The organism is Streptomyces sp. NPDC057287 (genome assembly GCF_042667905.1).
Classification (GTDB): domain Bacteria; phylum Actinomycetota; class Actinomycetes; order Streptomycetales; family Streptomycetaceae; genus Streptomyces.
Genome location: NZ_JBHUYV010000009.1, coordinates 34342 through 58762, shown reverse-complemented (window position 1 = coordinate 58762; position 24421 = coordinate 34342). Strand labels below are relative to the sequence as shown.

23 protein-coding genes are annotated in these 24421 nt (G+C 71.6%); 15 read left to right on the top strand and 8 right to left on the bottom strand.

Going from position 1 to position 24421, the window contains the following annotated elements; genetic code table 11:
* Positions 1-27 precede the first annotated feature (27 nt).
* Positions 28-1137, top strand: coding sequence for a peptidase C39 family protein (locus tag ACFUNE_RS18950; RefSeq protein WP_383568821.1), 1110 nt, complete (start codon positions 28-30; stop codon positions 1135-1137).
* Between the two features lie 24 nt (positions 1138-1161).
* Here the strand turns inward: ACFUNE_RS18950 and ACFUNE_RS18945 are convergent, their stop codons facing one another.
* Positions 1162-2406, bottom strand: a complete 1245-nt coding sequence (locus ACFUNE_RS18945) for an MFS transporter (RefSeq protein WP_383568818.1) — start codon at positions 2404-2406, stop codon at positions 1162-1164.
* A gap of 126 nt (positions 2407-2532) precedes the next feature.
* On the opposite strand from ACFUNE_RS18945, the gene ACFUNE_RS18940 reads away from it, so the two are divergent.
* Positions 2533-3468 (top strand): LysR family transcriptional regulator, encoded by a 936-nt coding sequence (locus ACFUNE_RS18940; RefSeq protein ID WP_383568815.1) that lies wholly within the window; start codon positions 2533-2535, stop codon positions 3466-3468.
* A gap of 158 nt (positions 3469-3626) precedes the next feature.
* Here ACFUNE_RS18940 and ACFUNE_RS18935 read toward each other — a convergent pair whose 3' ends face one another.
* Positions 3627-4160, bottom strand: a complete 534-nt coding sequence (locus ACFUNE_RS18935) for a GNAT family N-acetyltransferase (RefSeq protein ID WP_383568812.1) — start codon at positions 4158-4160, stop codon at positions 3627-3629.
* A gap of 168 nt (positions 4161-4328) precedes the next feature.
* Here ACFUNE_RS18935 and ACFUNE_RS18930 point away from each other — a divergent pair, with 168 nt between their 5' ends.
* Both ACFUNE_RS18930 and ACFUNE_RS18925 read left to right on the top strand, forming a co-directional pair.
* On the top strand, positions 4329-4685 hold the full coding sequence (locus ACFUNE_RS18930) for an ArsR/SmtB family transcription factor (protein ID WP_383568809.1): 357 nt from the start codon (positions 4329-4331) through the stop codon (positions 4683-4685).
* Positions 4686-4806: 121 nt separating this feature from the next.
* Positions 4807-6171 carry an MFS transporter gene (locus tag ACFUNE_RS18925; RefSeq protein ID WP_383568806.1) on the top strand — a complete coding sequence of 455 codons (1365 nt, stop codon included), beginning with the start codon at positions 4807-4809 and terminating at the stop codon, positions 6169-6171.
* A 40-nt stretch (positions 6172-6211) separates the two neighbouring features.
* On the opposite strand, the gene ACFUNE_RS18920 is transcribed toward ACFUNE_RS18925, so the two are convergent.
* The gene (locus tag ACFUNE_RS18920) at positions 6212-7738 is read right to left on the bottom strand and encodes an aromatic amino acid ammonia-lyase (protein ID WP_383568803.1); all 1527 of its coding nucleotides are present in this window, start codon (positions 7736-7738) and stop codon (positions 6212-6214) included.
* A gap of 151 nt (positions 7739-7889) precedes the next feature.
* Here ACFUNE_RS18920 and ACFUNE_RS18915 point away from each other — a divergent pair, with 151 nt between their 5' ends.
* Genes ACFUNE_RS18915 through ACFUNE_RS18895 form a run of 5 tightly spaced genes read left to right on the top strand, consistent with a single transcriptional unit; the run spans position 7890 to position 12641 of the window.
* Positions 7890-8933 (top strand): ABC transporter ATP-binding protein, encoded by a 1044-nt coding sequence (locus tag ACFUNE_RS18915; RefSeq protein WP_383568800.1) that lies wholly within the window; start codon positions 7890-7892, stop codon positions 8931-8933.
* Entirely contained in the window at positions 8930-9580 is a 651-nt protein-coding gene (locus ACFUNE_RS18910) for an ABC transporter permease (protein ID WP_383568797.1), read from the top strand. Before ACFUNE_RS18915 ends, ACFUNE_RS18910 begins: the two co-directional genes overlap by 4 nt.
* Positions 9581-9583: 3 nt before the next feature.
* The gene (locus ACFUNE_RS18905; RefSeq protein WP_383568794.1) at positions 9584-10255 is read left to right on the top strand and encodes an ABC transporter permease; all 672 of its coding nucleotides are present in this window, start codon (positions 9584-9586) and stop codon (positions 10253-10255) included.
* Positions 10256-10266: 11 nt separating this feature from the next.
* Complete coding sequence (locus tag ACFUNE_RS18900; RefSeq protein WP_383568791.1) at positions 10267-11202, top strand: ABC transporter substrate-binding protein; 936 nt, start codon at positions 10267-10269, stop codon at positions 11200-11202.
* Positions 11203-11234: 32 nt separating this feature from the next.
* Entirely contained in the window at positions 11235-12641 is a 1407-nt protein-coding gene (locus ACFUNE_RS18895) for a purine-cytosine permease family protein (RefSeq protein ID WP_383568789.1), read from the top strand.
* Positions 12642-12731: 90 nt separating this feature from the next.
* On the opposite strand, the gene ACFUNE_RS18890 is transcribed toward ACFUNE_RS18895, so the two are convergent.
* Complete coding sequence (locus tag ACFUNE_RS18890; protein WP_383568786.1) at positions 12732-13475, bottom strand: thioesterase II family protein; 744 nt, start codon at positions 13473-13475, stop codon at positions 12732-12734.
* A 537-nt stretch (positions 13476-14012) separates the two neighbouring features.
* Here ACFUNE_RS18890 and ACFUNE_RS18885 point away from each other — a divergent pair.
* Complete coding sequence (locus ACFUNE_RS18885; protein ID WP_383568783.1) at positions 14013-14159, top strand: SCO1431 family membrane protein; 147 nt, start codon at positions 14013-14015, stop codon at positions 14157-14159.
* 90 nt (positions 14160-14249) lie between these two features.
* On the opposite strand, the gene ACFUNE_RS18880 is transcribed toward ACFUNE_RS18885, so the two are convergent.
* Positions 14250-15524: a glycoside hydrolase family 18 protein gene (locus tag ACFUNE_RS18880; RefSeq protein ID WP_383568780.1), complete on the bottom strand. Its 1275-nt coding sequence runs from the start codon at positions 15522-15524 to the stop codon at positions 14250-14252.
* A 350-nt stretch (positions 15525-15874) separates the two neighbouring features.
* Between ACFUNE_RS18880 and ACFUNE_RS18875 the strand changes: the two genes are divergently transcribed.
* Positions 15875-17047: an acyl-CoA dehydrogenase family protein gene (locus tag ACFUNE_RS18875; protein WP_383568777.1), complete on the top strand. Its 1173-nt coding sequence runs from the start codon at positions 15875-15877 to the stop codon at positions 17045-17047.
* Positions 17048-17450: 403 nt separating this feature from the next.
* Here the strand turns inward: ACFUNE_RS18875 and ACFUNE_RS18870 are convergent, their stop codons facing one another.
* A complete protein-coding gene (locus ACFUNE_RS18870) occupies positions 17451-17861 on the bottom strand; it encodes a hypothetical protein (protein WP_383568774.1) in 411 nt (136 codons plus the stop codon).
* Between the two features lie 203 nt (positions 17862-18064).
* Here ACFUNE_RS18870 and ACFUNE_RS18865 point away from each other — a divergent pair, with 203 nt between their 5' ends.
* The 4 genes from ACFUNE_RS18865 (at position 18065) to fxsA (ending at position 22200) form a co-directional block, all read left to right on the top strand.
* Positions 18065-18505 carry an Lrp/AsnC family transcriptional regulator gene (locus tag ACFUNE_RS18865; RefSeq protein WP_383568771.1) on the top strand — a complete coding sequence of 147 codons (441 nt, stop codon included), beginning with the start codon at positions 18065-18067 and terminating at the stop codon, positions 18503-18505.
* 68 nt (positions 18506-18573) lie between these two features.
* Complete coding sequence (locus ACFUNE_RS18860; RefSeq protein WP_383568768.1) at positions 18574-20214, top strand: amidohydrolase; 1641 nt, start codon at positions 18574-18576, stop codon at positions 20212-20214.
* Positions 20215-20748: 534 nt separating this feature from the next.
* The gene (locus ACFUNE_RS18855; RefSeq protein WP_383568765.1) at positions 20749-21519 is read left to right on the top strand and encodes a polyprenol monophosphomannose synthase; all 771 of its coding nucleotides are present in this window, start codon (positions 20749-20751) and stop codon (positions 21517-21519) included.
* Between the two features lie 81 nt (positions 21520-21600).
* A complete protein-coding gene (gene fxsA / locus ACFUNE_RS18850) occupies positions 21601-22200 on the top strand; it encodes an FxsA family membrane protein (protein WP_383568762.1) in 600 nt (199 codons plus the stop codon).
* A 193-nt stretch (positions 22201-22393) separates the two neighbouring features.
* Here fxsA and ACFUNE_RS18845 read toward each other — a convergent pair whose 3' ends face one another.
* Entirely contained in the window at positions 22394-22768 is a 375-nt protein-coding gene (locus ACFUNE_RS18845) for an RNA polymerase-binding protein RbpA (RefSeq protein ID WP_078598328.1), read from the bottom strand.
* 264 nt (positions 22769-23032) lie between these two features.
* Positions 23033-24397, bottom strand: coding sequence for an MFS transporter (locus tag ACFUNE_RS18840; protein WP_383568759.1), 1365 nt, complete (start codon positions 24395-24397; stop codon positions 23033-23035).
* Positions 24398-24421 lie beyond the last annotated feature (24 nt).

The window sequence follows — 24421 nt, the reverse complement described above, 5'->3', positions numbered from 1 at the left end:
CCCCTCCGATCCACAAGGAGTGCCGGAATGTCCCTCGACCGGGGAACACCCGTGAGAAGCATCGTCGTCCCGTTCGAGTCCGACACCTCGCCGGGCGGGCTGGGGCGGCTCGGACACCACGAGGTGACGGAGCGCTGGCGGGCGGTGGACCGCTCCGCCCATTCCCCCCACATCGTGGCCGTCCCGAGTGACGACGGCGAGGAATGGACCGCCGCCGCGCTCGTGACGTCCCGCCCGCACACCGCCTACCTGAAGATCGTCGACGCCGTCGGCGACGTGCCCGCGGCCGTGGCAGCTGTCGTCGCCCACGCACGCGGTCAGGGGCTCGCGCAGGTCAAGTGGGAAGGGTGGACGGCCGGCCACGAGACCGCCGCTGCCGCCGGCTTCACCGAGCTGCGCCCTCCGCTGGCGCAGTCGGAGGGCGCGGACGGGCCCGCCGCCGGATACGTCCGCTGGCTCTGCGACGGCGCGGTGAGCGAGCCCCCGTACTACGGGCAGAGCACGCACTTCACGTGCGGCGCCGTCACCGCCCTGGTCGCACAGACGCAGGCGGGGGCGCTGGAGGAGGAGGAGTTGGACCGCTCGGCGGAGCTGACGCTGTGGCGTGACGCGACCAACTTCTTCGCCTGCGAACCCGTCGGTCTGGGCGTCGCCGTGCGCCGGGCGTGGCCGTCGTCCCCCGTCACGGTCCACCTCGACGCGGACCGGCCCGTCCTGCTCGACCACTACCCGGAGAGCGAGCAGGAGTGGCGGGCCCTGCTCCAGCACGCGTCGCGTACGGACGCAGGACGGATCGGCGTCCCGGTCGATCCGGATCACCTCTCCCTGGCCGCTGTCCGGAGCGCGATCGGCCGGGAGGAGCACGTGCTGCTCCTGGTCTCGCTCGCCCGGATGCAAGGATTCGACGTACCGCACTGGGTCCTCTGCCACGGCGCAGTCCCCGGCGCCCTGGTGATCGAGGACCCGTGGGCCAACGCGGCGGCGGGGGACACCTGGGTCGACGCCCATCTGCTGCCCGTCCCCGACCCCTCGCTCGACGAGATGTCGACGCTCTCGGAGGACCGCTTCCGCGGTGCCGTGACCATCGGCCGCCCGCAGCGGCACGGTGTCTCCTCCTGCGAACCGGCCGCCGGGTAGCCCCTCGGCCTCCCTGGAGCGCCGTCAGGTGCGGCTCCGCGCCGGGTCCGGCACGGAGAGCCGCCCGGCCGCCCGGCGGGGGAGCAGCAGCGGGGTCGCCAGCAGGAACACGCCGGCCAGGCCGATGGCGGTACGGGGACCGAGCGCACCGCCCAGCACGCCCCAGACGGCCGTCATGAGCGCGGTGGTGGCCTTGGTCGTCACCGCCCAGGCGGACAGCGTGCGGGCGACCCGGTCGGTCGCGGTGCGTTCGAGACGGCAGGTCGCCTGGACGGGGTTGAAGACCGCGCAGCAGAAGATGAGTCCCAGTTCGACACCGATCACCAGCAGCAGCCCTCCGGTCCCCGGCCCCACGAAGGCGAGGCCGACGGGCCAGACGGCGCGCAGGGCCCCGGCCGTGACGAGGACCCGGTGCTGTCCGAAGCGGGTGACGAGCGGCCGGGCCAGCCGCGCACCGAGCAGCCCGCCGACCGAGGGCGCGGCGAAGGCGAGGCCGTACTGCCACGGTGCGAAGCCGAGCCGGCCCAGCATCAGGACGGTGAGCAGGGGAGTGGTGGCCATCAGCAGGCCGTTGAAGAGAGCGGTGTTGAGGAACAGCGGACGCAGCGTCGCGTCGCCGAGGATGTACCGCCAGCCGTCGAGCAGGTCTCCGGCCCGCATGCGGACGGCCTCGCGGCGCTCCGGCGGCGGATCTTCCCCGCCCATGGCGCGGATGCCCAGGGCCGAGAGCAGATAGCTGACCGCGTCGGCCACCACCGTCGCCACGGGCCCGAGGAGCCCGATCGCCGCGCCGCCCAGCGGTGGTCCGACGACGGTGGTGGTCCAGGCCGTGGACTCGAACCGGGCGTTGGCGACGAGCAGGTCCTCGGCCGGCAGCAGCGTCTTCAGGTAAGCCCCGGAGGCGGCGCGGAAGGTGATGTCGGCCGCCGCGACGACGACCGAGACCAGCAGGAGCTGAAGGAAGGTGAGGACGCCGAGCGTGAACGCGGCGGGGATCGTCAGCAGCGCGGCGGACCGCACCAGGTCCATGGAGATCAGCACGGACCGCTTGCGGCGGAACTCCACCCAGGGGCCGAGCGGCACCGCCACGACCGCGCCCACCGCTGCCCCCGCCGAGGAGAGCGCGGCGACCTCGGCCGGACCGGCGTGCAGCACCTGGACGGCGATCAGCGGGAAGGCGCCGAAGGCGAGCCACGTACCGAGCGCGCTGGTCCCGTACGCCCCCCAGAGCCACCCGAACCGCCGCCCCAGCCGGTGCCCGCTCCCCATGCCCGACACCCTTCTTCCGTACAACCGATTCGCGATCGGAAGCATCAAAGCGAGCGCCGCGGCCTGGGATCAAACAACCGCACGGTCGCCAGGCACAACCAACGGTTGTGTCCGTAGGGTAGGGGCATGGACCTCGACACCGTCCGGACGTTCGTCGCCGCCGCTGACGCGGGGCAGTTCCAGGAGGCCGCCGCCGAGCTCGCGGTGACCCAGCAGGCCGTCTCCAAGCGCATCGCCGCGCTGGAGCGCGATGTCGGGGTCCGGCTGTTCACCCGCACCCCGCGCGGCGCCGAACTCACCATCGACGGGCAGGCGTTCCTGCCCCACGCACGCGAGCTGCTGCGCGTCTTCGAGCGCGCGGTCGCGTCCGTGCGGACCGGCCGCCGCCCGCTGCGCGTCGACATCATCGCCTCGCGCGGCGCGGCGTCGGGACTGATGCGAGGCTTCCACCGCGCGCACTCCGAGATCGAACTCGACGTGGTGATGGTGCACGACATCGAGACGGCCGTCACCGCCATCCGGTCCGGGGAGATCGACGCGTCCTTCCGCGCCGTGGCCGCGCCCGGCAGGCCCCTCCCCGAGGACATGGCGTCGGTCCGGGTGCTCGACGAGGAGCTTCAGCTCCTCACCGGCCCCGCCCACGCGCTCGCGGGCGCCCGGTCGGTGACCATGGCGCAGCTCGCCGGGCACCGGATCTGGATGCCCGGCATCGTCCCCGGCACCGAGTGGGCCGCCTACTACGACGACCTCGTCTCCGAGTTCGGCCTCACCATCGAGGCGACCGGCCCCAACTTCGGCTCGGACGCTCTCCTCGACACCGTCGCCGACACCCCGGCCCTCGCCACGTTCATGGGCGGGCATACGCGCCTCGTCTGGCCCTCCGGCCACGGCCTGCGCCGCATCCCGGTGACCGACCCGGTGCCCGTCTACCCGCACTCGCTCCTCTGGCACCGCGACAACCCCCACCCGGCGCTCGCCGGCCTCCGCTCCCACCTCGCCGTCACGGCGTCCGGCCACGGCGCCGCCGGGACCTGGACGCCTGACTGGGTGCGCCCGCACTGAAGGCCGCCGTCAGGCTCCCCGGCCCGCGCTGGACAGCGCCCCGAACCGGCCGCACCGGGCTTTTCCCGGGCCAGGCGCCCATGACGGCGAGGAGGGGCGGCGAGGAGGGGCGGCGGGGAGGGACGGCGCGGCGTCGACGGGCCGTGTGCGCGACGGCTTCAGGCGGCGGGCCCGCCGGCCAGTATCCGTTCCCAGAACACTTCGTCGCGCCACGCGCCGTCGGCGTAGAAGTGGTCATGGGCGATCCCCCACGAACGGAACCCGTGCCTGCGGAGGACCGCCTGGGACGCGTGGTTCTCCAGCTGGGTGTGCGCCTCCAGGCGGTGCAGGTTCAGCTCGTCCTCGGCGATCCGCAGCGCGAGGCCGACGGCACGGCTCGCGTGCCCCGTTCCCTGGTGCAGGGAGGAGACCCAGTAGCCGAGGAATCCCTTCTGGAACGGGCCGCGCAGGATCGAGCTGATGCCGACCTGCCCGACGACCGTCTCGTCGGAGACCACGACGCCGGGCCAGGCGAGTCCCTTGCCGTGCGAGGCCAGGAGGGACTCGATGGCCGAGGCCTGCCCGTCGGGCGTGTAGAACTCCGCAGGCCTCGCGGGCAGCCAGCGCGCGTAGGCCTGCTTGTCCCGGGAGAGCAGCCCTGCGAGCGCAGGGGCGTCGGAGGGCTCGATCAGGCGAATCGACGTGCAGTTCACGGGTGCTCCGCTGTCTTGTCGGGTGCGGCGGTCGGCAGGTCGCGCGGGCGTTCCGCGAAGCCGGGCCACGGTACGCCGCCGTCCGCCCGGTCGCTTCGGCGCGGTGCGCCGGCGAACGTGCCCCCACTCGCCGCGGGCTGACGGACGCGACGAGAATACGATGGGCGCATGGCTTCGGGCGCGGGTTCAGCAGGTGCACTTCATCTGCAGGAAGACAGGGCGGCGGAGCGGCTGGACGTCGCCGCCTCGGTCCTGGCCCTGCTCGCGGACCGTACGCGCCTGGCCCTGCTGCAGCGGCTCGGCCAGGGCGAGGCCGACGTGACCACGCTGACCGAGGCGTGCGGTGCCGCCCGGACCTCCGTCAGCCAGCATCTGGCCAAGCTCCGTCTCGCCGGACTGGTCGCGACCCGCAAGGACGGGCGCAGAGTCGTCTACTCCCTGCGCCACGGCCACCTTCGCCGCCTGGTCGACGAGGCGTTGAGCGTGGCCGATCACCAGATCAGGGCCCTGCCGCCCCACGACTGACCGGGATCACCCCCTGAGGTGCCGGCCGCAGCCCGACGACAACATGTGCTCAGGTGTGCACATGTTGTCTAATAAGACAGCCTGCCACGCCGACTCCTCACGCCGACCAGGGACGGGGCCGATGCTCTCCGTGATGCGCAACCGCACCTACCGCCACTTGTTCACCGCGCAGGTCGTCGCACTGGTGGGCACCGGGCTGGCCACCGTCGCGCTCAGCCTGCTCGCCCACGACATCGCGGGCCGTGGCGCCCCGGCCGTCCTGGGGACGGCTCTGGCGATCAAGATGGTCGCCTACGTGGGAATCGCCCCGCTGGTGGGCGCAGTCGCGGACCGCCTGCCGCGCCGCGCCCTGCTGGCGGCGACGGACGTCACCCGGGCCGGTGCCGCGCTCGCCCTGCCGTTCGTCACCCAGGTCTGGCAGATCTACGTCCTCATCTTCGTCCTCCAGGCGGCGTCCGCGGTGTTCACCCCCGCCTTCCAGGCCACGATCCCCGAAGTGCTGCCCGAGGAACGCGACTACACCCGGGCTCTGTCGTTCTCCCGGCTCGCCTACGATCTGGAGAGCCTGTTCAGCCCGGCGCTCGCCGCAGGCCTGCTGACCCTGATCTCCTACGACTGGCTGTTCGCCGGGACGACGGCAGGCTTCCTGGCCTCCGCCGCCCTCGTCGTCTCCGTGGCGCTGCCGAAACCCGCGGTGCCGGAACGCCCGGCGGGTGCCCGCGCCAAGGCCGCCTTCGGGGCACGCCTGTTCTGGGCGACCCCGCGGCTACGAGCCCTGCTCGCTCTCGACCTCGCCGTAGCGGCGACCGGGGCGATCGTCTTCGTCGACACCGTCGTCCTGGTGCGGGACCACTTCCACCGCCCCGAGAGCGCCCTGTCCCTCGCGCTCGGTGCATACGGCGCGGGCTCCGTCGCCGCGACGCTCCTCCTGCCCCGCCTGCTGGACAAGGCCGGCGACCGCACCGTCATGCTCGCCGCCGCCCGCGCCCTCCCCGTCGCCCTCGCCGCCGTCGCGGCCCTCGGCGCCGCCCCGCCCAGCACCTGGTCCTGGGTGGCGGTCCTCGTCGTCTGGGCCCTGATCGGCGCAGCCTGCTCCGCCGTCCTCACGCCGGGCGGACGCGTCGTCCGCCGGTCCGCCACCGCCCCCGACCTGCCTGCTGCCTTCAGCGCCCAGTTCTCCCTCTCCCACAGCTGCTGGCTGCTGACCTACCCGCTCGCGGGATGGCTCGCCGCGGGCGCGGGTCTGCCGGTCACCGCCGTCGTCCTCGGCGCCGTCGCACTCGCGGCGACCCTTGCCGCCACGGCGATCTGGCCGGCGGGCGACCCCGCCCAGCTCGACCACGTCCACGCCGGACTGGAGCCCGGTCACCCGCACCTGGCCGGAGCCCGTCCCACGCGTGACGGCTGGCGGCACCGGCACCACTACGCCATCGACCGCAACCACCACACCTGGCCGGCCTCGGGAAGAGCGCCGTCCCGGTCCTGAGGGCGAAGACCGGACCGGGCCCTCGCACGAGGCCCGGCTCCTACGCGGCGTTGCTGCCCGCCCCGAGGTCCAGCCACAGCTCGGTGAATTGGTCGAGCAGGCCGGCCGCCGCCGTCACGTCGTTTGTCAGCGGCCGGTCGGCCACCTCCGCGTCGAGTGCCGCGTCCGCAAGCTCGAAGGCGCGCCCGACGGGCAGCTCCGGGTCGAGCCGCATGTCCCGCTGCCGCAACGCCCGTACGGCAGAGATGAGTTCGCAGCCCACGACGAGCCGGTACGCCTCGCACGCGCGCAGCGTCTGGCGAGCCGCGAGCGAGGCGAAACTGGCCTGCTCCTCGACGCCCCGCGAGAGCACCGCGTGGCCGAGCGATGCGGGCGCGGAGAAGGCCCGCAGGTCGCCGAGCGCCGCCCCGGCCGCGTATTCGAGGATCATCACGCCGGACGACGCCGGTTCGCCGTCCGCGAGGAACGGCCGCAGGCGGGTGAAGCCCGGCTCGTTCAGCGTTGAGAGGCGGGAGGTCGACAGGCGTGCCGCCTGCGTCACCGCCAGCCTGAAGTGGTCCAGGGACAGTGCGAGTTGGGCGAGGTAGAAGCCGCCGTGGTGGTAGGCGGCCCGGTCCTCCGCCGAGATCAGGGGATTCTCGGCCGCCGCGTTGATCTCGACCGTGAGGACGTCTTCGAGCGCGTCCGCCGCATCGTGCGCGGGTCCGTGGATCTGCGGCACGCAGCGGAAGCCGTACGGGTCCTGGATCCGGCCGAGCGGCGGCGTGGGGCGGTCGGGTGCGCCGAGCAGCTGCCGCATCCGTTCCGCGACCGCGTACGAACCCGCGTGCCGCCGCGCCTCGTGCACGGGCAGCGCGTACGCCTCGTACGAACCGTCGATCGCCATCAGGGACAGCGCGGCCACCACCTGTGTGGCGGCGATGAGGCCGCGGAGCTCGTGCAGGGCGAGCGCGGACTGGCCGAGGGTGAGGGCGTTGCTGCTGATCAGGGCGAGGGCGTCGTTGTTGTCGAGGGGCTGCGGGCCGGGGGCCGTCCCCGGCCCGCACCAGGGGTGTTCGCCGGCCAGCGCGAGGCCCATCTGCGCGAGCGCGGCGATGTCGCCGGTGCCGACCGAGCCGAATTCGTTGACCTTCGGGTAGGCGCCCGTCTCCAGGGCCTCGCAGAGTGCCGTGACGACGGTCGGGCGCAGGCCGGCGCCGCCGGCGAGCAGCTGGTTGGCGCGGACCGCGAGCATGGCGCGGACCTGTCGCGCGGGCAGCTCCTCGCCTATCGCCCCGGCATGGCTGCGCAGGAGCCGCAGGCCGTGGTCGGCTGCCGCCTCCGTGGGCACGGACTCATTCCGGTTGGCGCCCACGCCGGTGGAGCGGCCGTAGACGCGGCCCCACGAGGCGATCTCCCGCGCGGCGTTCCACGAGGCCTCCACGCGTTTCATCCCGTCCCCTCCCGGAACGGGTTTTGCGGTGGATTCGGCCATGCGTACGACATCTGCGACCATCAGTCCGCGGCCGTCCAGGATGACGGTCGCACTGGTGTCGCCGGCCGCCCTGTTCGCCATACGAGACGACATCACTCGTAATTCCTCCTCAACCGGACGCTCCGTCTTGCTCTGCGGCCTTATGTAACCAGGGATTTACGCCTGAGCGGCCACGAACTATTGACAATCTATTCAGTCACCAAGAAGTCTGCATGACGATATACAGCCGGGCAAGGGACTCCTCATGATCCAATTCGATACGGTCCACAAGCGCTTCCCGAACGGCACAACCGCGGTGCACGATCTCACCCTTGAGATGCCGGAAGGGGGTGTGACCGTCCTCGTGGGATCTTCCGGTTGCGGCAAGACGACGACGCTGCGCATGATCAACCGGATGGTCGATCCGACCTCCGGGACGATCAGGGTCAACGGCAAGGACGTCCTGGAACAGGACGCCGCCGAGCTTCGCCGCTCCATCGGTTACGTGATCCAGCAGTCGGGGCTCTTCCCCCACCGCACGGTCCTGGACAACATCGCGACCGTGCCGCTCCTGCTCGGCTGGGGCCGGAGGAAGGCGCGGGCGCGGGCGTCGGAGCTGCTGGAGACGGTCGGCCTCTCCGCCGACGCGGGGAAGCGCTATCCGCACCAGCTCTCCGGCGGCCAGCAGCAGCGGGTGGGAGTGGCCCGTGCGCTCGCCGCGGACCCGCCGGTGCTTCTCATGGACGAGCCGTTCGGGGCCGTCGACCCTGTGGTCCGCACCCAGCTGCAGGACGAACTACTGCGACTTCAGCGGGAGTTGAGCAAGACCATTGTCTTCGTCACGCACGACATCGACGAGGCCGTTCGGCTCGGAGACCGCATAGCCGTGTTCCGCACCGGCGGCCACCTCGTCCAGTGCGCAGGCCCCGCCGAACTCCTGGCCCGGCCTTCGGACGCGTTCGTCGCCGACTTCCTCGGCGCGGAGCGCGGCCTGAAGCTGCTGTCCCTGACGACGCTCGCGGAGGTCCCCCAGGGGCCCGCCCCCGAAGGCACCCGCTGGCGGCTGACCCTGGACGCCGCCCGCAAGCCGCTGGCCTGGCGCGACACCGAGACGGACGCCGAGACCCCGGTCCGGCCCCTGCGGGACACGGACTCGCTCCTCTCGGCGCTCAACGAGTCGATCGCCGCACCGAGCGCACTGGTCGCACGGGTCGACTCGGAGGGCGTCCTCACGGGAGTGACGTCCCGCGAGGACATCCACGACCACGCGGGACACGTGCACAGCGAGGCAAGCACGGTGGCCGCGTGACCGTCGACTGGTCGTGGATATCCGACCACACCGGCGATCTCACCACCCTGGCCCTCTCCCACCTCCAGGCCGCGCTCACCGCCGTACTCCTCGGCCTGATCGTCTCGCTCCCCCTGGCCGTGGTCGCGCACCGGGTGCACCCGCTGCGCGGTCTGCTCCTCGGCCTGTCGAACGTCCTCTTCACCATCCCGTCCATCGCCGTGTTCGTGCTCCTCCTGCCGGTCAGCGGGCTCACCCGCACCACCACCGTCATCGGCCTGACGATCTACACGCTCGTCGTGCTCCTGAGGAACACCGTCGAGGGCCTGGACTCCGTCCCCGCCAGGACGAAGGAGGCCGCGAAGGCCATGGGCGCCAGGCCGATGCGCACCCTGCTCACCGTCGAACTCCCCCTGGCCCTCCCCGTGATCATGGCGGGGGTGCGGATCGCGACGGTGATGGCCATCTCCCTCGTCTCCGTGGCCACGTACATCGGGGACGGCGGACTCGGCCAGCTGTTCACGGACGGCTTCCAGCGCAACTTCCCCACCCCCGTCATCGTCGGCGTCGTCCTGACCCTGCTCCTCGCGCTCGTCGCGGACGCGGTCCTCGTCGCCCTCCAGTACGTGCTGACTCCCTGGACCCGTCGGCAGAAGCAGGGGGCCTGACCCGTGTACGAACTCCTCAAGGACCTCGGCGCCTGGCTGGTCAGCGGCGAACAGTGGGCCGGGCCCGACGGCATCGGGCACCGCCTCGCCGAGCACCTCCAGTACTCGCTGCTCGCCACCCTCGTCGCCGCTGCCATCGCGCTGCCGGTCGGCCTGCTCATCGGGCACACCGGGCGCGGCGCCTTCCTCGCCATCAACCTGTCGAGCTTCGGAAGGGCGCTGCCCACGGTCGGGCTCGTCGTCCTGGTCTTCCTCGCCAGCGGACTGTCGATGTGGCCGGTCTACATCGCGCTCGTGGCACTCGCCGTGCCCTCCATCGTCACCAACACGTACGCCGGGATGACCGCCGTCGACCCCGAGGTGCGGGACGCGGCGCGCGGCCAGGGGATGCGCCGGCACCAGGTCCTCCTCCAGGTCGAACTGCCCCTCGCGCTCCCGCTGATCATGACCGGGCTCAGGCTCGCGCTCATCCAGGTCGTCGCGACCGCCACGATCGCCGCGTACGTCTCCTTCGGCGGGCTCGGCCGCTACGTCTTCGACGGCCTGGCCCAGCGCGACCTCGTGCAGGTGCTCGGCGGAGCCGTGCTCGTGGCGGTCGTCGCCGTCGTCCTCGATCTCGCGCTCTCCGCACTCCAGCGCGTCCTCTTCCGCCACCGTCCCGCCACGTCGGCCTAGGAGCCAAGCAGATGAACCGCAGAACTCTCCTCGGCGGGCTCTTCGCCGCCGCATCCGTCCCCGCGCTCGCCTCCTGCAGCAGTGGCATCACCTCCCTCGACGGGCAGGGGTCCGGCGGCGGGGGCGGGGGCTCCAGCAAGGGCGGCGTCACCATCGGCACCGCCAACTTCACCGAGAACCAGGTCCTGGGACACCTGTACGCCGCGGCGCTCGAAGCGGCCGGTGTGAAGACCACCGTCCGCCCCAACCTCGGCACCCGCGAGATCCTCATCCCCGCCCTCGAAGGCGGCGACATCGACCTCCTGCCCGAGTACCAGGGCGCCCTCCTGCACTACCTCGACGCCAAGGCCGCGGCCACCGAGGAGGGCGAGATGCAGAACGCCCTCGCCATGGCCCTGCCGCGGGGCCTGCAGATCCTCCCGTACGGCAGGGCGGAGGACTCGGACGCCTTCGTCGTCACCCGGGAGACCGCCGCCACCTACGGCCTGAAGTCCCTCGCGGACCTCGCGAAGCACAACGGGAAGCTCGTCATCGGAGCCGCCCCCGAGGTCAAGAAGCGCACCGTGGGCGCGGTGGGCCTCAAGGACGTCTACGGCGTGGAGTTCAAGGAGTTCAAGTCGCTCGACTCCTCGGGTCCGCTGGTGAAGGGCGCCCTGAAGAAGGGAGACGTGGACGTCGCGAACCTCTTCACCACCGACACCGACATCGCCGCAGAGAAGTGGGTCGTGCTCACCGACCCCAAGAACCTGATCCCCGGCCAGCGAGTCGTCCCGCTCATCGCCGACCGCAAGGCCGACTCGACGGTGCGGGCGGCGCTCGCCCGGCTGGGCAACGCCCTGACCACCGAGGACCTCACCGAGCTCAACCGCCTGGTGGACAAGGACAAGAAGGACCCGGAGGACGTCGCGAGCGACTGGGCGGCGCGGCACGGGATCAGCAAGAAGTAGCCCACCCCCAGCAGCAGGGAGCTCACCGGATCATGGCAGACACTCTCGTGGAGCGGCGCTCCATCGACGTCGTCCCCGACGACGAACGGCACGGCACCGCCTTCAGCCAGTTCACCCTCTGGCTCGGCGCCAACCTGCAGATCACCGCGGTCGTCACCGGCGCCCTCGCCGTCGTGTTCGGCGGCGACGTGGTGTGGTCGGTGGCCGGCCTGCTGCTCGGCAATCTGCTGGGCGGCGCGGTGATGGCGCTGCACTCGGCGCAGGGGCCGAAGCTCGGCCTGCCCCAGATGATCCAGTCCCGCGCCCAGTTCGGGGTGCGCGGCGCGGTCGTGCCGCTGCTCCTCGTCATCCTCATGTACGTCGGCTTCTTCGCGAGCGGCAGCGTCCTCGCGGGACAGGCCACGGCGAAGCTCACGCACACGAACGACACCACCGGCATCATCGTCTTCGCCGTGGTCACCGCGGTGGTCGCGACGGTCGGCTACCGCGTGATCCACGCACTGGGCCGCGTGGCGAGCGTCATCTGCGCCCTCGCGTTCGTCTACCTGGGCATCCGGCTGCTGGACCGGGCGGATCTCCCGGCCCTCCTGGGCGACGCGCACTTCGACCTGCCGATGTTCCTGCTCGCGGTGTCGCTCTCGGCCTCCTGGCAGCTCGCCTTCGGGCCGTACGTCGCGGACTACTCGCGCTATCTGCCACGTACGACGTCGGGGCGGTCCACGTTCTGGTGGACCCTGTCGGGATCGGCGCTCGGCTCGCAGTGGTCGATGACGTTCGGGGTCCTCGTGGCGGCGACCGCGGGCGAGGCGTTCCTCGCCGACCAGGTCGGATACGTGGTCGGCCTGGGCGGCACGGGCCTGATCGCCTCGGTCCTGTACTTCGTGATCGCGCTGGGCAAGCTCACCATCAACGTGCTCAACACCTACGGCGGATTCATGTCGATGGTGACCGGCATCAGCGGATTCCGCGGCCAGAAGACGCTCTCGCCCCGTGGCAGGACCGCGTACATCGCCCTGATCATGGTGGCGGGCACCGCCGTGGCGCTGCTGGGCAAGGACAGCTTCCTGACGTCGTTCAAGGACTTCCTGCTGTTCCTGCTGACCTTCTTCACCCCGTGGTCGGCGATCAACCTCGTCGACTACTACCTGATCTCGCGGGAGCGGTACGACATACCGGCGCTCTCCGACCCCGGAGGCCGCTACGGCGCCTGGCGCGGCGACGCCCTCACGGTCTACGTGGTGGGCATCCTGGCCCAGCTCCCGTTCCTCGCGACGCACTTCTGGACGGGCCCGATGGTCGATCCGCTGGGCGGCGCGGACATCTCCTGGATCGTGGGCCTGGTGGTCCCCGCGGCCCTGTACTGGCTGCTGGCCCGCCGCGACACCTCGCACGTCCCCGAGGAGACGCGGTACACCCTGGCCGCCCCGAAGAAGCCCTGACAGGGGGCCCGGCGCGGGGCGTGGGCGGCGGCAACGCCGTCCTCGCCGAGCACCTGCACCACCGTTACGGGGCGCCCTGCGACCTTCGGCTCAACCGCACCCAGTCGCTGGATCCGGCCTTCCTGCCGACAGGGATGTACCGGGGCCCGTCGCCCCGCCCGACCCCCACGACCGGGTGATGACACCGAACGGTGGGGCGTCCGCGAGGTAGAAATGCCCCCCCGGCACGGTGTGCACGGCGAAGCCGGCCCGAGACGTCACCCCCCAGTGGGCAGCCTGGTCCGCGGTGAACCGGGGGTCGTCCTCACCGACGAGCACGGTGACCGGGCAGTCGAGGAGGGCCGGTTCACCACCCGCGTAGGCGGCCAGCATCCGGAAGTCCGCCTTGATGTACGGCATCATGACCTCCGCGAAGACGGGATCGTCCAGAAGCCCGGCATCCGTGCCTCCGAGAGCGAGTATCGCCGCCCGGACGGACGCGTCGTCCCATCTCCGCCGTGGATCCGCGGCGGGAACCATCAGATGCGGGGCGCGAGCAGCCGAAGCGAAGAAGTGGGAGAGGCCGATTGTGTCCCGCCCCAGAGCCAGGGCCGTCTCGAAGGCGACCGCGGCGCCCATGCTGTGACCGAAGAAGGCGGTGGGCCGGTCGTCCGCCGACGAACGGATCTCCTCGGCTATCTCGCCCGCCAGGGCTCTCAGGTCTTGCGGGGGCGCCTCCGCGATCCGATCCGCCCGCCCGGGATAGCAGACCGTGTACACCTCGCAGTCGTCGATCCCGTTCCCCCAGCCGCGGAAGGCGAAGGGCGATCCCCCGGCGTGCGGGAAACAGATCAACCGCCTCCGGGCGAAGGGCCGATGCTCCACATAGCGAACCGACACTGCTCATCGCCCTTCCTCACCCGGCACGGCCGTGGGCCAGCCTAGTGGCCCCGCGCCGACAGGGGGCTGACACGGCGGCATTGGTTCTCCGACCCCGTGTTCCCGTGCCGGCACACCTTCACGGTGGACTCCTCGGTCGTGGCGACCGGCTGCGGCGGGCTCCCGGAACTCCGCGTGAGGGGATGGCGCCGCGAATCCGGTCGTCCGCTTCCTCCCCGTGACCGCGCCGCACCGCCCGGTGACTGCCGCTCGCGGCCGCCACCGCCCGAGGACCGGACAGAGCCGGCGAGCGGGCGTGGCATGGACCACATCCGGTCCGTCCGCGCCGTACGCCCCGTCCCGCCGATCCCCTGCGGGAGCGGGGTTGCGCACCCGGGGCCGGGTTCCGCCCGCCGGCCGCTGTGACCCGGATCTCTACCGCGCCGCCCGCGCCCACTGGCACTGTGGTCGGGTCACGGGGGACCCCACTGCCGACCGACCGAGCGAGATGCCATGACCGCGACCACAGCAGAGAACCGGACCCGCACCCGCGCCCGCACCGGCGGCCCGAAGGACGGGCCGAAGGTCCTGGAGCACATCCTGGGCTGGACGCTCGTCGTCGTCCTCGCCATGTTCGTCACCCAGGCAGGGCTCATGTGACCTGCGGTCCCCCCTGACGACGGGTGGGGTGGGGCGCCCGCCCGGCACCCCACCCCTGACCCGCCCTGCGGTCCGTGTACCCCGTCAGGGCTAGTTGATGGCCTTGATGAGCTCACCGTTCGCCGTGTCGCCGCTGAGCTCCCAGAAGAAGGTGCCTCCCAGGCCCTGCTGGTTCTTGTAGTCCATCTTCGTGGCGATGGTCGCCGGGGTGTCGTAGCTCCACCAGTTGGTCCCGCAGAGGGCGTACGCCGTGCCGGCGACGGTGCCCGTGGCGGGGCAGGTGCTCTTCAGGACCTTGTAGTCCTCGATGCCCGCCTCGTACGTGCCCGGGGCCGCCCCGGTGGCCGCGCCGCCCGGCTCCTCCTGGGTGACGCCGGTCCAGCCGCGGCCGTAGAAGCCGATGCCCAGCAGCAGCTTCTCCGCGGGGATGCCCAGGCCCTTGAGCTTGGAGATCGCCGCGTCGCTGTTGAAGCCCTCCGTCGGGATGCCGGGGTAGGAGGTCAGCGGTGAGTGCGGGGCCGTCGGTCCCTGTGCCGCGAACGCGCCGAAGAAGTCGTACGTCATCGGGTTGTACCAGTCCAGGTACTGCGCCGCTCCCGCGTAGTCCACCGCGTCGATCTTGCCGCCGTCGGACCCGTCGGCGGTGATCGCCGAGGTGATCAGATTGCCGGTGCCGAACTTCGACCGCAGCGCCGACAGGAGGTCGCCGTACGCGTCGCGCCCGCTCGTGTCGCAGGTGAGACCGCAGGAGTTCGGGTACTCCCAGTCGATGTCGATGCCGTCGAACACATCGGCCCAGCGCGGGTCCTCGACCAGGCCGTAGCAGGACTCGGCGAAGGCGGCGGGGTTCCGGGCGGCCTCGGCGAAGCCGCCGGACCAACTCCAGCCGCCGAAGGACCAGATGACCTTCAGATCCGGGTGCAGCTTCTTCAGCTTGCGCAACTGGTTGAAGTTGCCCCGCAGTTCCTGGTCCCACGTGTCGGCGACGCCGTCCACCGACTGGTCGGCGGTGTAGGCCTTCTCGTAGTCGGCGTAGCTGTCGCCGATGGTGCACTTGCCGCCCTGGACGTTGCCGAAGGCGTAGTTGATGTGCGTCAGCTTGTCCGCCGAGCCGGAGGTCTCGATGTTCTTGACGTGGTAATCGCGCTGGTAGACGCCCCAGTTGGTGAAGTATCCGACCACCTTGCCGCCGGCCGCTGTGGGGGCGGCCTCGGCGGCTGCGGGCGCGGAGACGCCGGATGCGGTGGGAGCCGCACCCGCCGACGACGTGCCGGCGACGCCCAGGAGGGCGGCTCCGAGCGCGGCGGTGCAGAGGGTGGCGGCGAGCGCCCGGAGGCGGGCGCGAGGACGGTGAAGTCCGGTCATTGTGGCTCCTCGTGGGGGAGGGCTTGGACGTGGTGGGGGCCTGCCCCGTCCACCTGAAAGTTGGCATGGACGCGATGAGGCATTGGGGCAGACCGTAGAAGGACTAGACCAGTTGGGTCAATGGTTCGGACCAATTTCGCTGATCACGCCGGCCGTCACCCGGTGACGCGTGCGCTCCGATCGGGCATACTCGACGCGCCACAGCCGCTGGCCAGCGCCTCCCGTGATCCGGGAAGGCAGGATCGGCTGCGGAGCCGTAGATTTCCGGGCAACGCCCGGGACCACCCGGCGGTGCCGCGCACACCCCGCGCGCGACCGTCGTCACGCCCGACAGGGAGGAGAGCGCCGTCATGTCCGACCGTGCCCCGCAGCCGGTGGAACGCCGTCTGCCCACCGAGGAGTCCCGGCAGCTCGTCGAGCTCGTACGCGACATCGTGTCGAAGGAAATCGCTCCCCGGGCGGCCGAGGAGGAGGAAGCGGGCTTCTTCCCGCGCCCGGTCTTCACCCTGCTCTCCGAAGCCGGGCTGCTCGGACTGCCGTACGACTCCGCCCACGGCGGCGGCGACCAGCCGTACGAGATCTACCTCCAGGTGCTCGAGGAACTGGCCGCCGCCCGTCTCACCGTCGGCCTCGGCGTCAGCGTCCACTCGCTGTCCTGCCACGCGCTCGCCGGATACGGCACCGAGGAGCAACAGGCCGCCCACCTCCCCGCGATGCTCACGGGCGGCCTGCTCGGCGCCTACTGCCTCTCCGAGCCGTCCTCGGGCTCCGATGCCGCGTCGCTCCGCACGAAGGCCGTACGGGACGGCGAGGACTGGGTGCTCACCGGCACGAAGGCGTGGATCACGCACGGCGGTATCGCGGACTTCTACACGGTCCTGGCCCGTACCGGGGAGGACGGCCCGCGCGGTATCACCGCCTTCCTCGTCCCCGGTGACGCCGAAGGGCTCCACGCGGCCCTGCCCGAGAAGAAGATGGGGATGAAGGGCTCACCCACCGCCCAGCTGCACTTCGACGGGGTGAGGGTCTCCGGCGACCGCCGCATCGGTGAGGAGGGCCAGGGATTCGCCATCGCCCTGTCCGCACTCGACTCGGGGCGGCTGGGCATCGCGGCCTGTGCCGTCGGGGTCGCCCAGGCGGCCCTGGACGAGGCGGTCGGGTACGCCACCGGACGGCATCAGTTCGGCCGCCCCATCGCGGACTTCCAGGGGCTGCGCTTCATGCTCGCCGACATGGCCACCCGGATCGAGGCGGGGCGGGCGCTCTACCTGGAGGCGGCAAGGCTCCGCGACGCGGGCCTGCCGTTCTCTCGGCAGGCGGCGATGGCGAAGCTGTTCTGCACCGACGCGGCCATGCGGGTGACCACCGACGCGGTCCAGGTGCTCGGCGGCTACGGCTACACCCTCGACTTCCCCGTCGAACGGCTGATGCGCGAGGCCAAGGTGCTGCAGATCGTCGAGGGCACGAACCAGATCCAGCGCATGGTCATCGCCCGTCACCTCGCGGGTCCCGAGACGCGCTGACCCGGACCGGACGGTCCGACCAGACGGGTGTCGTCATGATCCGGTTCCACTCCTGGTCATGGCGGCCCGGCAGGGTCCGGCCCGTGCTCTCCCAGTGGCGCAGCATGGCCCGGTAGATCGGCGGGTCGGTGGTGAGCGGGACGGACTGCCGTGCGGGCTCCCGGGGCGGCCCGGGCTGCGGAACCGATTCTCCGGACGTCGGTGCGGCGAGACGGCGGCGTACGGGCCCGGCCGTTGAATGCAGCGTGGTCATACAGAGCCAACGCTGCCACCGGCCCCCGGGTCACTGCCCGGCCGATTCGCGCGCCCGTTCCTCGGGTGCGCGGCCACCGGCCGGCCGGTGGACTGCCCGCACCACGCCGGGCCGGCCGTCGTGGTGCGCGCGGTGGTGACGCCCTGGGTGTCAGGCGGCCCGGGGCCGTGTCTGCGGGATGTACCGCAGGGGGCGTGAACCCGCGCCGCCCGCGTGCGAGAAGGGCTGCATCCGCCAGTCGAGTCCCTGAGGAAGCGTCAGCAGCAGCGCCGTCTCCTGCTCCTGGGGCGCGGCGGACTCGTCCGCCGGGCGGGCCAGGGAGGCGTCGCGATCGGTGCCGGGGCACACGGTGAGCACGAACGGGTTCCACGGGGTGGGGCACAGCGCGTGCTCGGGGAGTACGTCCTCGTCAGCCAGCAGGCCGATCGTCTGGGCGCAGTCCGGGCAGATGACCCGGTACATCTCGAATGTGTCGTACGCGTCGGGGACGGCGTCCTCGTCCGGATCGGCGTACGCGTCGGACTCCGGTCCGGTACGTCCGGTGAGCTTCAGGCTCTGCATGGGTGGTTCCCCCCTCGGGTGGGCCGGCAAGGCGCCACGGCCTCGGCCAAAGCAAGCACTTCCCGTGGGGAGTCGGCCGTAATCGCGAGGTCGTCGGCTACCCGCACGTAAACTTGTGGCATTCGTCACATGACCCCCGAACGTGGCCTTCCAGGCCTCCCAGGACTGTGCCCCGAGGGACCCGGGGCCATAGGTTGATCCGCATGGAGGAGCTGGACCGTCAGATTGTGGAGTTGCTCGTCAAGGACGGGCGGATGAGCTACACCGACCTGGGCAAGGCCACCGGCCTGTCCACGTCGGCCGTTCATCAGCGCGTCCGTCGGCTGGAGCAGCGCGGGGTGATCCGGGGCTACGCCGCGGTCGTCGACCCCGAGGCCGTCGGCCTGCCCCTCACCGCGTTCATCTCGGTGAAACCCTTCGACCCCAGCGCGCCCGACGACATCGCCGAACGGCTCGCCGGTGTACCGGAGCTGGAGGCGTGCCACAGCGTCGCGGGTGACGAGAACTACATCCTCAAGGTCCGCTGCTCCAGCCCGCTGGAGCTGGAGCACCTGCTCACCCGGATCCGGACGCTGGCGGGCGTCTCCACGCGTACGACCGTCGTCCTCTCCACGCCCTACGAGGCGCGGCCGCCCCGCATCTGAGGTGTCCCGCCGGGCGTGGCGGAGGGGGCGGGGGAGGAACCGGTCGCGGCAGGCGCGAGACTGGTCCCATGACCGAGAGCACCGCCCCCCAGAGCGAACACCGCACCGTGCTGCTGCGCGGTGGAGAAGTCCACAGCCCCGCCGATCCGTTCGCCACCGCGATGGTCGTCGAACGCGGCCATGTCGCCTGGGTGGGCTCGGAGGGCGCGGCCGACGCCTTCGCCGCCGGTGTCGACGAGGTGGTCGACCTGGAAGGGGCCCTGGTCACCCCGGCTTTCACCGACTCGCATGTGCACACCACATCGACCGGACTCGCTCTGACGGGGCTGGACCTCTCCGGTGCGCGCACGCTCGCCGACGCCCTCGGCCTCGTGCGTGCGTTCGTGAACGACAGGCCGGCGGAGGGGGTCGTCCTCGGCCACGGATGGGACGCGGCGCGCTGGCCCGGGCAGCGGCCTCCGTCGCGCGGCGAGCTCGACGAGGCGGCCGGCGGCAGGGCCGTCTATCTGCCCCGTGTCGACGTGCACTCCGCCGTCGTGACCACGGCCCTCCTCGACCTCGTCCCGGGCGTCACCGCGCTGGCCGGCTACCACCCCGACGCCCCCCTGACCGGCGACGCCCATCACGCGGTGCGGGCAGCCGCCCACGGCGCCGTCACGCCGCGGCAGCGGGCGCAGGCGCAGCAGGCCGCCCTGCGGCACGTCGCCTCGCTCGGAATCGGCACCGTGCACGAGTGCGCGGGCCCGGAGATCTCGGACGAGGAGGACTTCACCGGGCTGCTGAAGCTCGCCTCCGAGCAGCCCGGCCCCAGGGTCTTCGGCTACTGGGCCGAACACGTCGACGACGCTGAGGGAGCCCGCCGGATCCGTGAGCTCGGTGCCGTCGGAGCGGCCGGCGACCTGTTCGTCGACGGCTCGCTCGGCTCGCACACCGCCCTCCTGCACGAGCCCTACGCCGACGCCCCGCACACCGGCACCGGGCGGCTCGACGCGGCCCGGATCGCCGCGCACGTGACGGTGTGCACCGAAGCGGGACTGCAGGCCGGTTTCCACGCCATCGGCGACGCGGCGGTCTCCGCCGTGGTGGCGGGCGTCCGCGCCGCCTCCGAGACCCTCGGGCTCGCCCGGGTCCGTGCCGCCAGGCACCGTGTGGAACACGCGGAGATGCTCACCCCCGAGACCGTCGCCGCCTTCGCCGAACTGGGACTCACCGCCTCGGTGCAGCCGGCCTTCGACGCGGCCTGGGGCGGTCCCGACGGCATGTACGCCGCGCGTCTGGGCGCGAAGCGCGCCGCGACCCTCAATCCCTACGCCGCGCTGCTGCGCGCCGGTGTGCCCCTCGCCTTCGGCTCGGACAGTCCGGTCACCCCGCTGGACCCCTGGGGGACCGTCAGGGCCGCGGCCCATCACCGCACACCGGAGCACCGTGTCTCCGTACGCGCCGGCTTCACCGCCCACACCAGGGGCGGCTGGCGGGCCGTCGGCCGGGACGACGGCGGTGTGCTCGTCCCGGGAGCCCCGGCCGACTACGCCGTCTGGCGTACCGGTGAACTGCTGGTCCAGGCCCCGGACGACCGGGTGGCCCGGTGGTCGACGGATCCTCGTTCCGGTACCCCCGGCCTGCCCGATCTCACTCCGGGAACGGACCTTCCGGTCTGCCTGCGCACCGTGGTCTTCGGACAAACTGTCTACGTACGGCCGAACGAGTGACGTCCGTACATTTCGTACCGCCGATCGAAGGCGCGGTGACTCTGCCGCGACCTGCTCGTCCTCGGTGCTGACCAGGCGTTTTCGGGAGAAACCGCAGGTCGAACGAGTATTGACAGAAAGCAGCCACGGGCCGGTAGGTTCGGCCGGGTCCACCACTGGACGTCCGACCGGTCAAACCTCCACGCAGTCGTCGAACGCCGCTGGGTCATGGGGCGGTGTGCCGCACCGGCGCACCACCACTGACAGCCAGGTTCAGCGCCCGCGCCTCGGGGGCGAGGGAAGGTTTCGTCCGGACGGCAGGTGCGACCCGGGTGGGGCCCGGAGTTCAGTAGACAACGGCTCTCGGTCGATCCGCAGCCAGCGGGTCCCAGGTCGGCCCGAAGGACGCCGGGCCCCAGATCCGCAGTGCTGTGCTTCTGTCCCCAGTTCCATGCTTCTGTCCGGGCCGCACACGCCGCCTCGTGACCGCGTCGGAGTTCGGCCGCGGCGCGCTCGATATGGTGTGCACCTGCGTACGGACTTTAAGGGGCAGTAGTGAACGACGGCGGCGGTCAGAGGCAGTTCGGCCCGCTCGGCAGAGTCTTGGTGATCATTCCGACCTACAACGAGGCCGAGAACGTCAAGCTGATCGTCGCGCGTGTGCGCGCCGCCGTTCCCGAAGCGGACATCCTGGTCGCCGACGACAACAGCCCGGACGGCACCGGCAAGGTCGCCGACGAGCTCGCGGTGGGCGACAGCCAGGTGCACGTCCTGCACCGCAAGGGCAAGGAAGGCCTGGGCGCCGCCTACCTGGCGGGCTTCCGCTGGGGCTCCGAGCACGGCTACGGCGTCCTGGTCGAGATGGACGCGGACGGCTCCCACCAGCCCGAGGAACTGCCCCGGCTCCTCACCGCCCTGAAGAGCGCCGACCTCGTCCTCGGCTCGCGCTGGGTCCCCGGCGGCCGGGTGGTCAACTGGCCCAGGCACCGCGAGATGATCTCGCGCGGCGGCAGCGCCTACTCCCGGGTCCTCCTGGGCCTCTCGGTGCGGGACGTCACCGGTGGCTACCGGGCCTTCCGCACGGAGACCCTGGACGGACTCGGCCTCGACGAGGTCGCCTCGCAGGGCTACTGCTTCCAGGTCGACCTGGCGCGGCGCGCCGTCGAGGCCGGCTACCACGTCGTCGAGGTGCCGATCACCTTCATGGAGCGGGAGATCGGCGACTCCAAGATGAGCCGCGACATCCTCGTCGAGGCCCTGTGGCGGGTCACCGGCTGGGGCATCACCGGCCGGGCCAACAAGGTCCTGGGGCGCAAGGCTCCCTGACCGTCCTGGCCCGGGGGACCCCGGAGGCCTCATGATCACCCCCTTACGCCGCTTGCACGCCCGTACAGGCACACTGGGGGCATGACGACCGGCACACCGCCTCCGAACCGTCCACGGCGTTCACGCGCCCGTACCCTCTTGCCTCTGGGCATCGCCGCCTGGCTGGTGCTGGAGATCTGGCTGCTGACCGTGGTGGCCGGTGCGGCGAACGGCTTCACCGTGCTGCTGATCCTGGTCGCCGGCGCCGTCCTCGGCGCCGCGGTGATCAAGCGCGCGGGCCGGCGGGCCTTCCGCAACCTCACCGAGACCCTCCAGCGGATGCCGGGGCAGCCCGGCGCCTCCGCCACCCCGCCCGAGGCCCCGGCCGGCAGCAAGGGCAACGGCCTCCTCATGCTGGGCGGCCTGCTCCTGATGATCCCCGGCATGATCTCCGACGTGGCGGGACTCCTGCTCCTCCTGCCCCCGGTCCGCTCCGTGCTCGGACGCTTCGCGGAACGCTCCCTGGAGCGCCGCATGAGGGACTCGACGCCGGGCGGCCTCTCGGACGCCTTCCAGCAGGCCCGCATCCACCGGCCGGACGGCAAGGTGGTCCAGGGTGAGGTCATCCGTGACGACGGTGCTCCGGCGCGGCCCCGACCCGACGACGGTCCGGGCGCCGACCGTCCGCCGCTGACTCCCTGACCCCCTGACTCCTGTGCGGCCTGAGGCCCCCTCCGACCTCTCGGAGGGGGCCTCAGGCCGCCGCTGGTTTCCCGGACGGCTCACACGTGCGACATCCGCACGCCCGGCATCCGCACGACAGAGAAGAGCCGCGGGCCGTGACACATGTTCTGTGTCACGGCCCGCGGCTCTTGATCTGTGCGGTGATACGCGGTCAGGCAGACTTCCTGCTGTCACGCGGGTGCACGGCGATGTTCATGGCACCGGAGCGCAGAACCGCCAGCCTCTCGGCCAGCACCTCTTCGAGTTCCTCGCGGGTACGCCGCTCCATGAGCATGTCCCAGTGCGTACGCGCGGGCTTGCCCTTCTTCTCCTCGGGGCCATCCCCGTCCACAAGGAGTGCCGTGGCGCCGCACGCCTTGCACTCCCACTCCGCCGGAATTTCCGCCTCTACCGAGAACGGCATCTCAAATCGATGTCCGTTCGGGCATGCGTACTCCACCGCCTGGCGCGGGGCCAGATCGATGCCGCGGTCCGTCTCGTAGCTGGTAACCACGAGTCGCGTACCGCGGAGAGCTCGCTCACTCATGAATCGTGCCTCCCGGGCTTGTCGCCCACAGGACAGGTGTCGCTGTCGTCGTCATCCGGTCAACGTCCGGTCGGCGGTAAAGATTCCCGTTGCCGGACATGCGTCGCCCGTCGTGCCGCTGCTTGGTCTGGGTTTACTACCCGCCGATGCCCGGTTTGTTACCTCTGGTCGAAGATGTCACCCAACGGTTTGACTTCTTCCACTCGCAGTAACGGTCCTCCGGGCATGCCAAAGGCGTACACTACCGGCCTTTCACTTCAACGTCTAAATCCGCTCCGGCACGGGATTGCCCGCGGCGGCCACCGCGGCCCGTACGGGGACCCTCGCCAGCAGCACGGAGCCGAGCGCGAAGAAGAGCACCAGGGACAGGATCGCGTCCCGGTAACTGCCGGTGAGCTGGTAGCCGAGTCCGAAGACCAGGGGCCCCAGCCAGCTCAGTCCCCGGTCGCTCATCTCGTAGGCGGAGAAGTACTCCGCCTCCTTCCCCCGCGGTACGAGGTGCGAGAACAAGGACCGGGAAAGGGCCTGGCTGCCGCCCATCACCAGCCCGATCGCGGCCGCCAGGATGTAGAAGAACACCGGCGCGTCGGCGGGCAGCACGTACGCCGCGGCGAGGATCAGGGTCCAGACGGCCAGGGAGACGAGAATCGTGCGTTTCGCTCCGTACGCCCGGGCGAGTCGCCCCATTCCCAGCGCCCCCGCCACCGCGAGCACCTGGACCAGCAGCACCGCCGTGATCAAGGTCGTCTGGTCGAGGCCGAGCTCCTCGGAGCCGTACAGCGAGGCCTGGGAGATCACCGTCTGGATGCCGTCGTTGTAGACCAGGTAGGCGAGCAGGAAGGCCAGGGTGAGCGGATGGCGGCGCATGTCGCGCAGCGTCGCCCGCAGCTGCCGCCAGCCGGATCCGACCGCGCCGTCGCCGCCGGGGGCCACCCGGCGGTCGCGCAGCCGCCGCAGCGGCACGATCGCGAAGGCGCCCCACCAGACGCCGGCCGAGGCGATGCAGATCCGGACGGCATCGGACTCGGACAGGCCGAAGGAGTCGTGGCCCGTGTAGAGGACCAGATTCAGGACGAGGACGAGCGCACCCGAGGTGTACCCGAAGGCCCAGCCGCGCGAGGACACCGCGTCCCGTTCCTCGGGTCCGGCGATCTGCGGCAGGTACGCGTTGTACAGGGCCATCGACACGGAGATCGACGCGTTCGCCACGATCAGCAGGAAGGCCCCCAGCAGATAGCGGTGGCCCTCCAGGAAGAACATGCAGGCCGTGGCCGTCGCGCCCGTGTACGCGGCCGCCGCGAGCAGCGGCTTCTTGCGCCCCGTGCGGTCCGCCGCAGCGCCCACGACCGGCATGACGACGACCGCGACCACGATGGACGCCGACACGGCGTACGCGAAGAGCGAGCCGGCCCGCACGGGTATGCCCAGCGGGTGCACGAACCCGTCCGCGTCGGCCGCCGCCTTGGCTATCGAGGTCAGATAGGGGCCGAGGAAGACCGTCAGGACGGTCGTCGAGTACACGGAGCACGCGAAGTCGTAGAAGTACCAGCCGCGTTGCTCCCGCCGCCGCTCGGCGGCCCCGGCCGGGTGTCCGGGTGGATCGGCCTTGTCCGCGGTACCGGTGCTCACGCCGCGCCCCCTCGTTCGTCCCGT

Coding starts and splice junctions, on each gene's coding strand:
- ACFUNE_RS18950 (WP_383568821.1), top strand. CDS start 28: ATGTCCCTCGACCGGGGAACACCCGTGAGAAGCATCGTCGTCCCGTTC.
- ACFUNE_RS18945 (WP_383568818.1), bottom strand. CDS start 2,406: ATGGGGAGCGGGCACCGGCTGGGGCGGCGGTTCGGGTGGCTCTGGGGG.
- ACFUNE_RS18940 (WP_383568815.1), top strand. CDS start 2,533: ATGGACCTCGACACCGTCCGGACGTTCGTCGCCGCCGCTGACGCGGGG.
- ACFUNE_RS18930 (WP_383568809.1), top strand. CDS start 4,329: ATGGCTTCGGGCGCGGGTTCAGCAGGTGCACTTCATCTGCAGGAAGAC.
- ACFUNE_RS18925 (WP_383568806.1), top strand. CDS start 4,807: ATGCTCTCCGTGATGCGCAACCGCACCTACCGCCACTTGTTCACCGCG.
- ACFUNE_RS18920 (WP_383568803.1), bottom strand. CDS start 7,738: ATGTCGTCTCGTATGGCGAACAGGGCGGCCGGCGACACCAGTGCGACC.
- ACFUNE_RS18915 (WP_383568800.1), top strand. CDS start 7,890: ATGATCCAATTCGATACGGTCCACAAGCGCTTCCCGAACGGCACAACC.
- ACFUNE_RS18900 (WP_383568791.1), top strand. CDS start 10,267: ATGAACCGCAGAACTCTCCTCGGCGGGCTCTTCGCCGCCGCATCCGTC.
- ACFUNE_RS18895 (WP_383568789.1), top strand. CDS start 11,235: ATGGCAGACACTCTCGTGGAGCGGCGCTCCATCGACGTCGTCCCCGAC.
- ACFUNE_RS18885 (WP_383568783.1), top strand. CDS start 14,013: ATGACCGCGACCACAGCAGAGAACCGGACCCGCACCCGCGCCCGCACC.
- ACFUNE_RS18880 (WP_383568780.1), bottom strand. CDS start 15,524: ATGACCGGACTTCACCGTCCTCGCGCCCGCCTCCGGGCGCTCGCCGCC.
- ACFUNE_RS18875 (WP_383568777.1), top strand. CDS start 15,875: ATGTCCGACCGTGCCCCGCAGCCGGTGGAACGCCGTCTGCCCACCGAG.
- ACFUNE_RS18870 (WP_383568774.1), bottom strand. CDS start 17,861: ATGCAGAGCCTGAAGCTCACCGGACGTACCGGACCGGAGTCCGACGCG.
- ACFUNE_RS18865 (WP_383568771.1), top strand. CDS start 18,065: ATGGAGGAGCTGGACCGTCAGATTGTGGAGTTGCTCGTCAAGGACGGG.
- ACFUNE_RS18860 (WP_383568768.1), top strand. CDS start 18,574: ATGACCGAGAGCACCGCCCCCCAGAGCGAACACCGCACCGTGCTGCTG.
- fxsA (WP_383568762.1), top strand. CDS start 21,601: ATGACGACCGGCACACCGCCTCCGAACCGTCCACGGCGTTCACGCGCC.
- ACFUNE_RS18845 (WP_078598328.1), bottom strand. CDS start 22,768: ATGAGTGAGCGAGCTCTCCGCGGTACGCGACTCGTGGTTACCAGCTAC.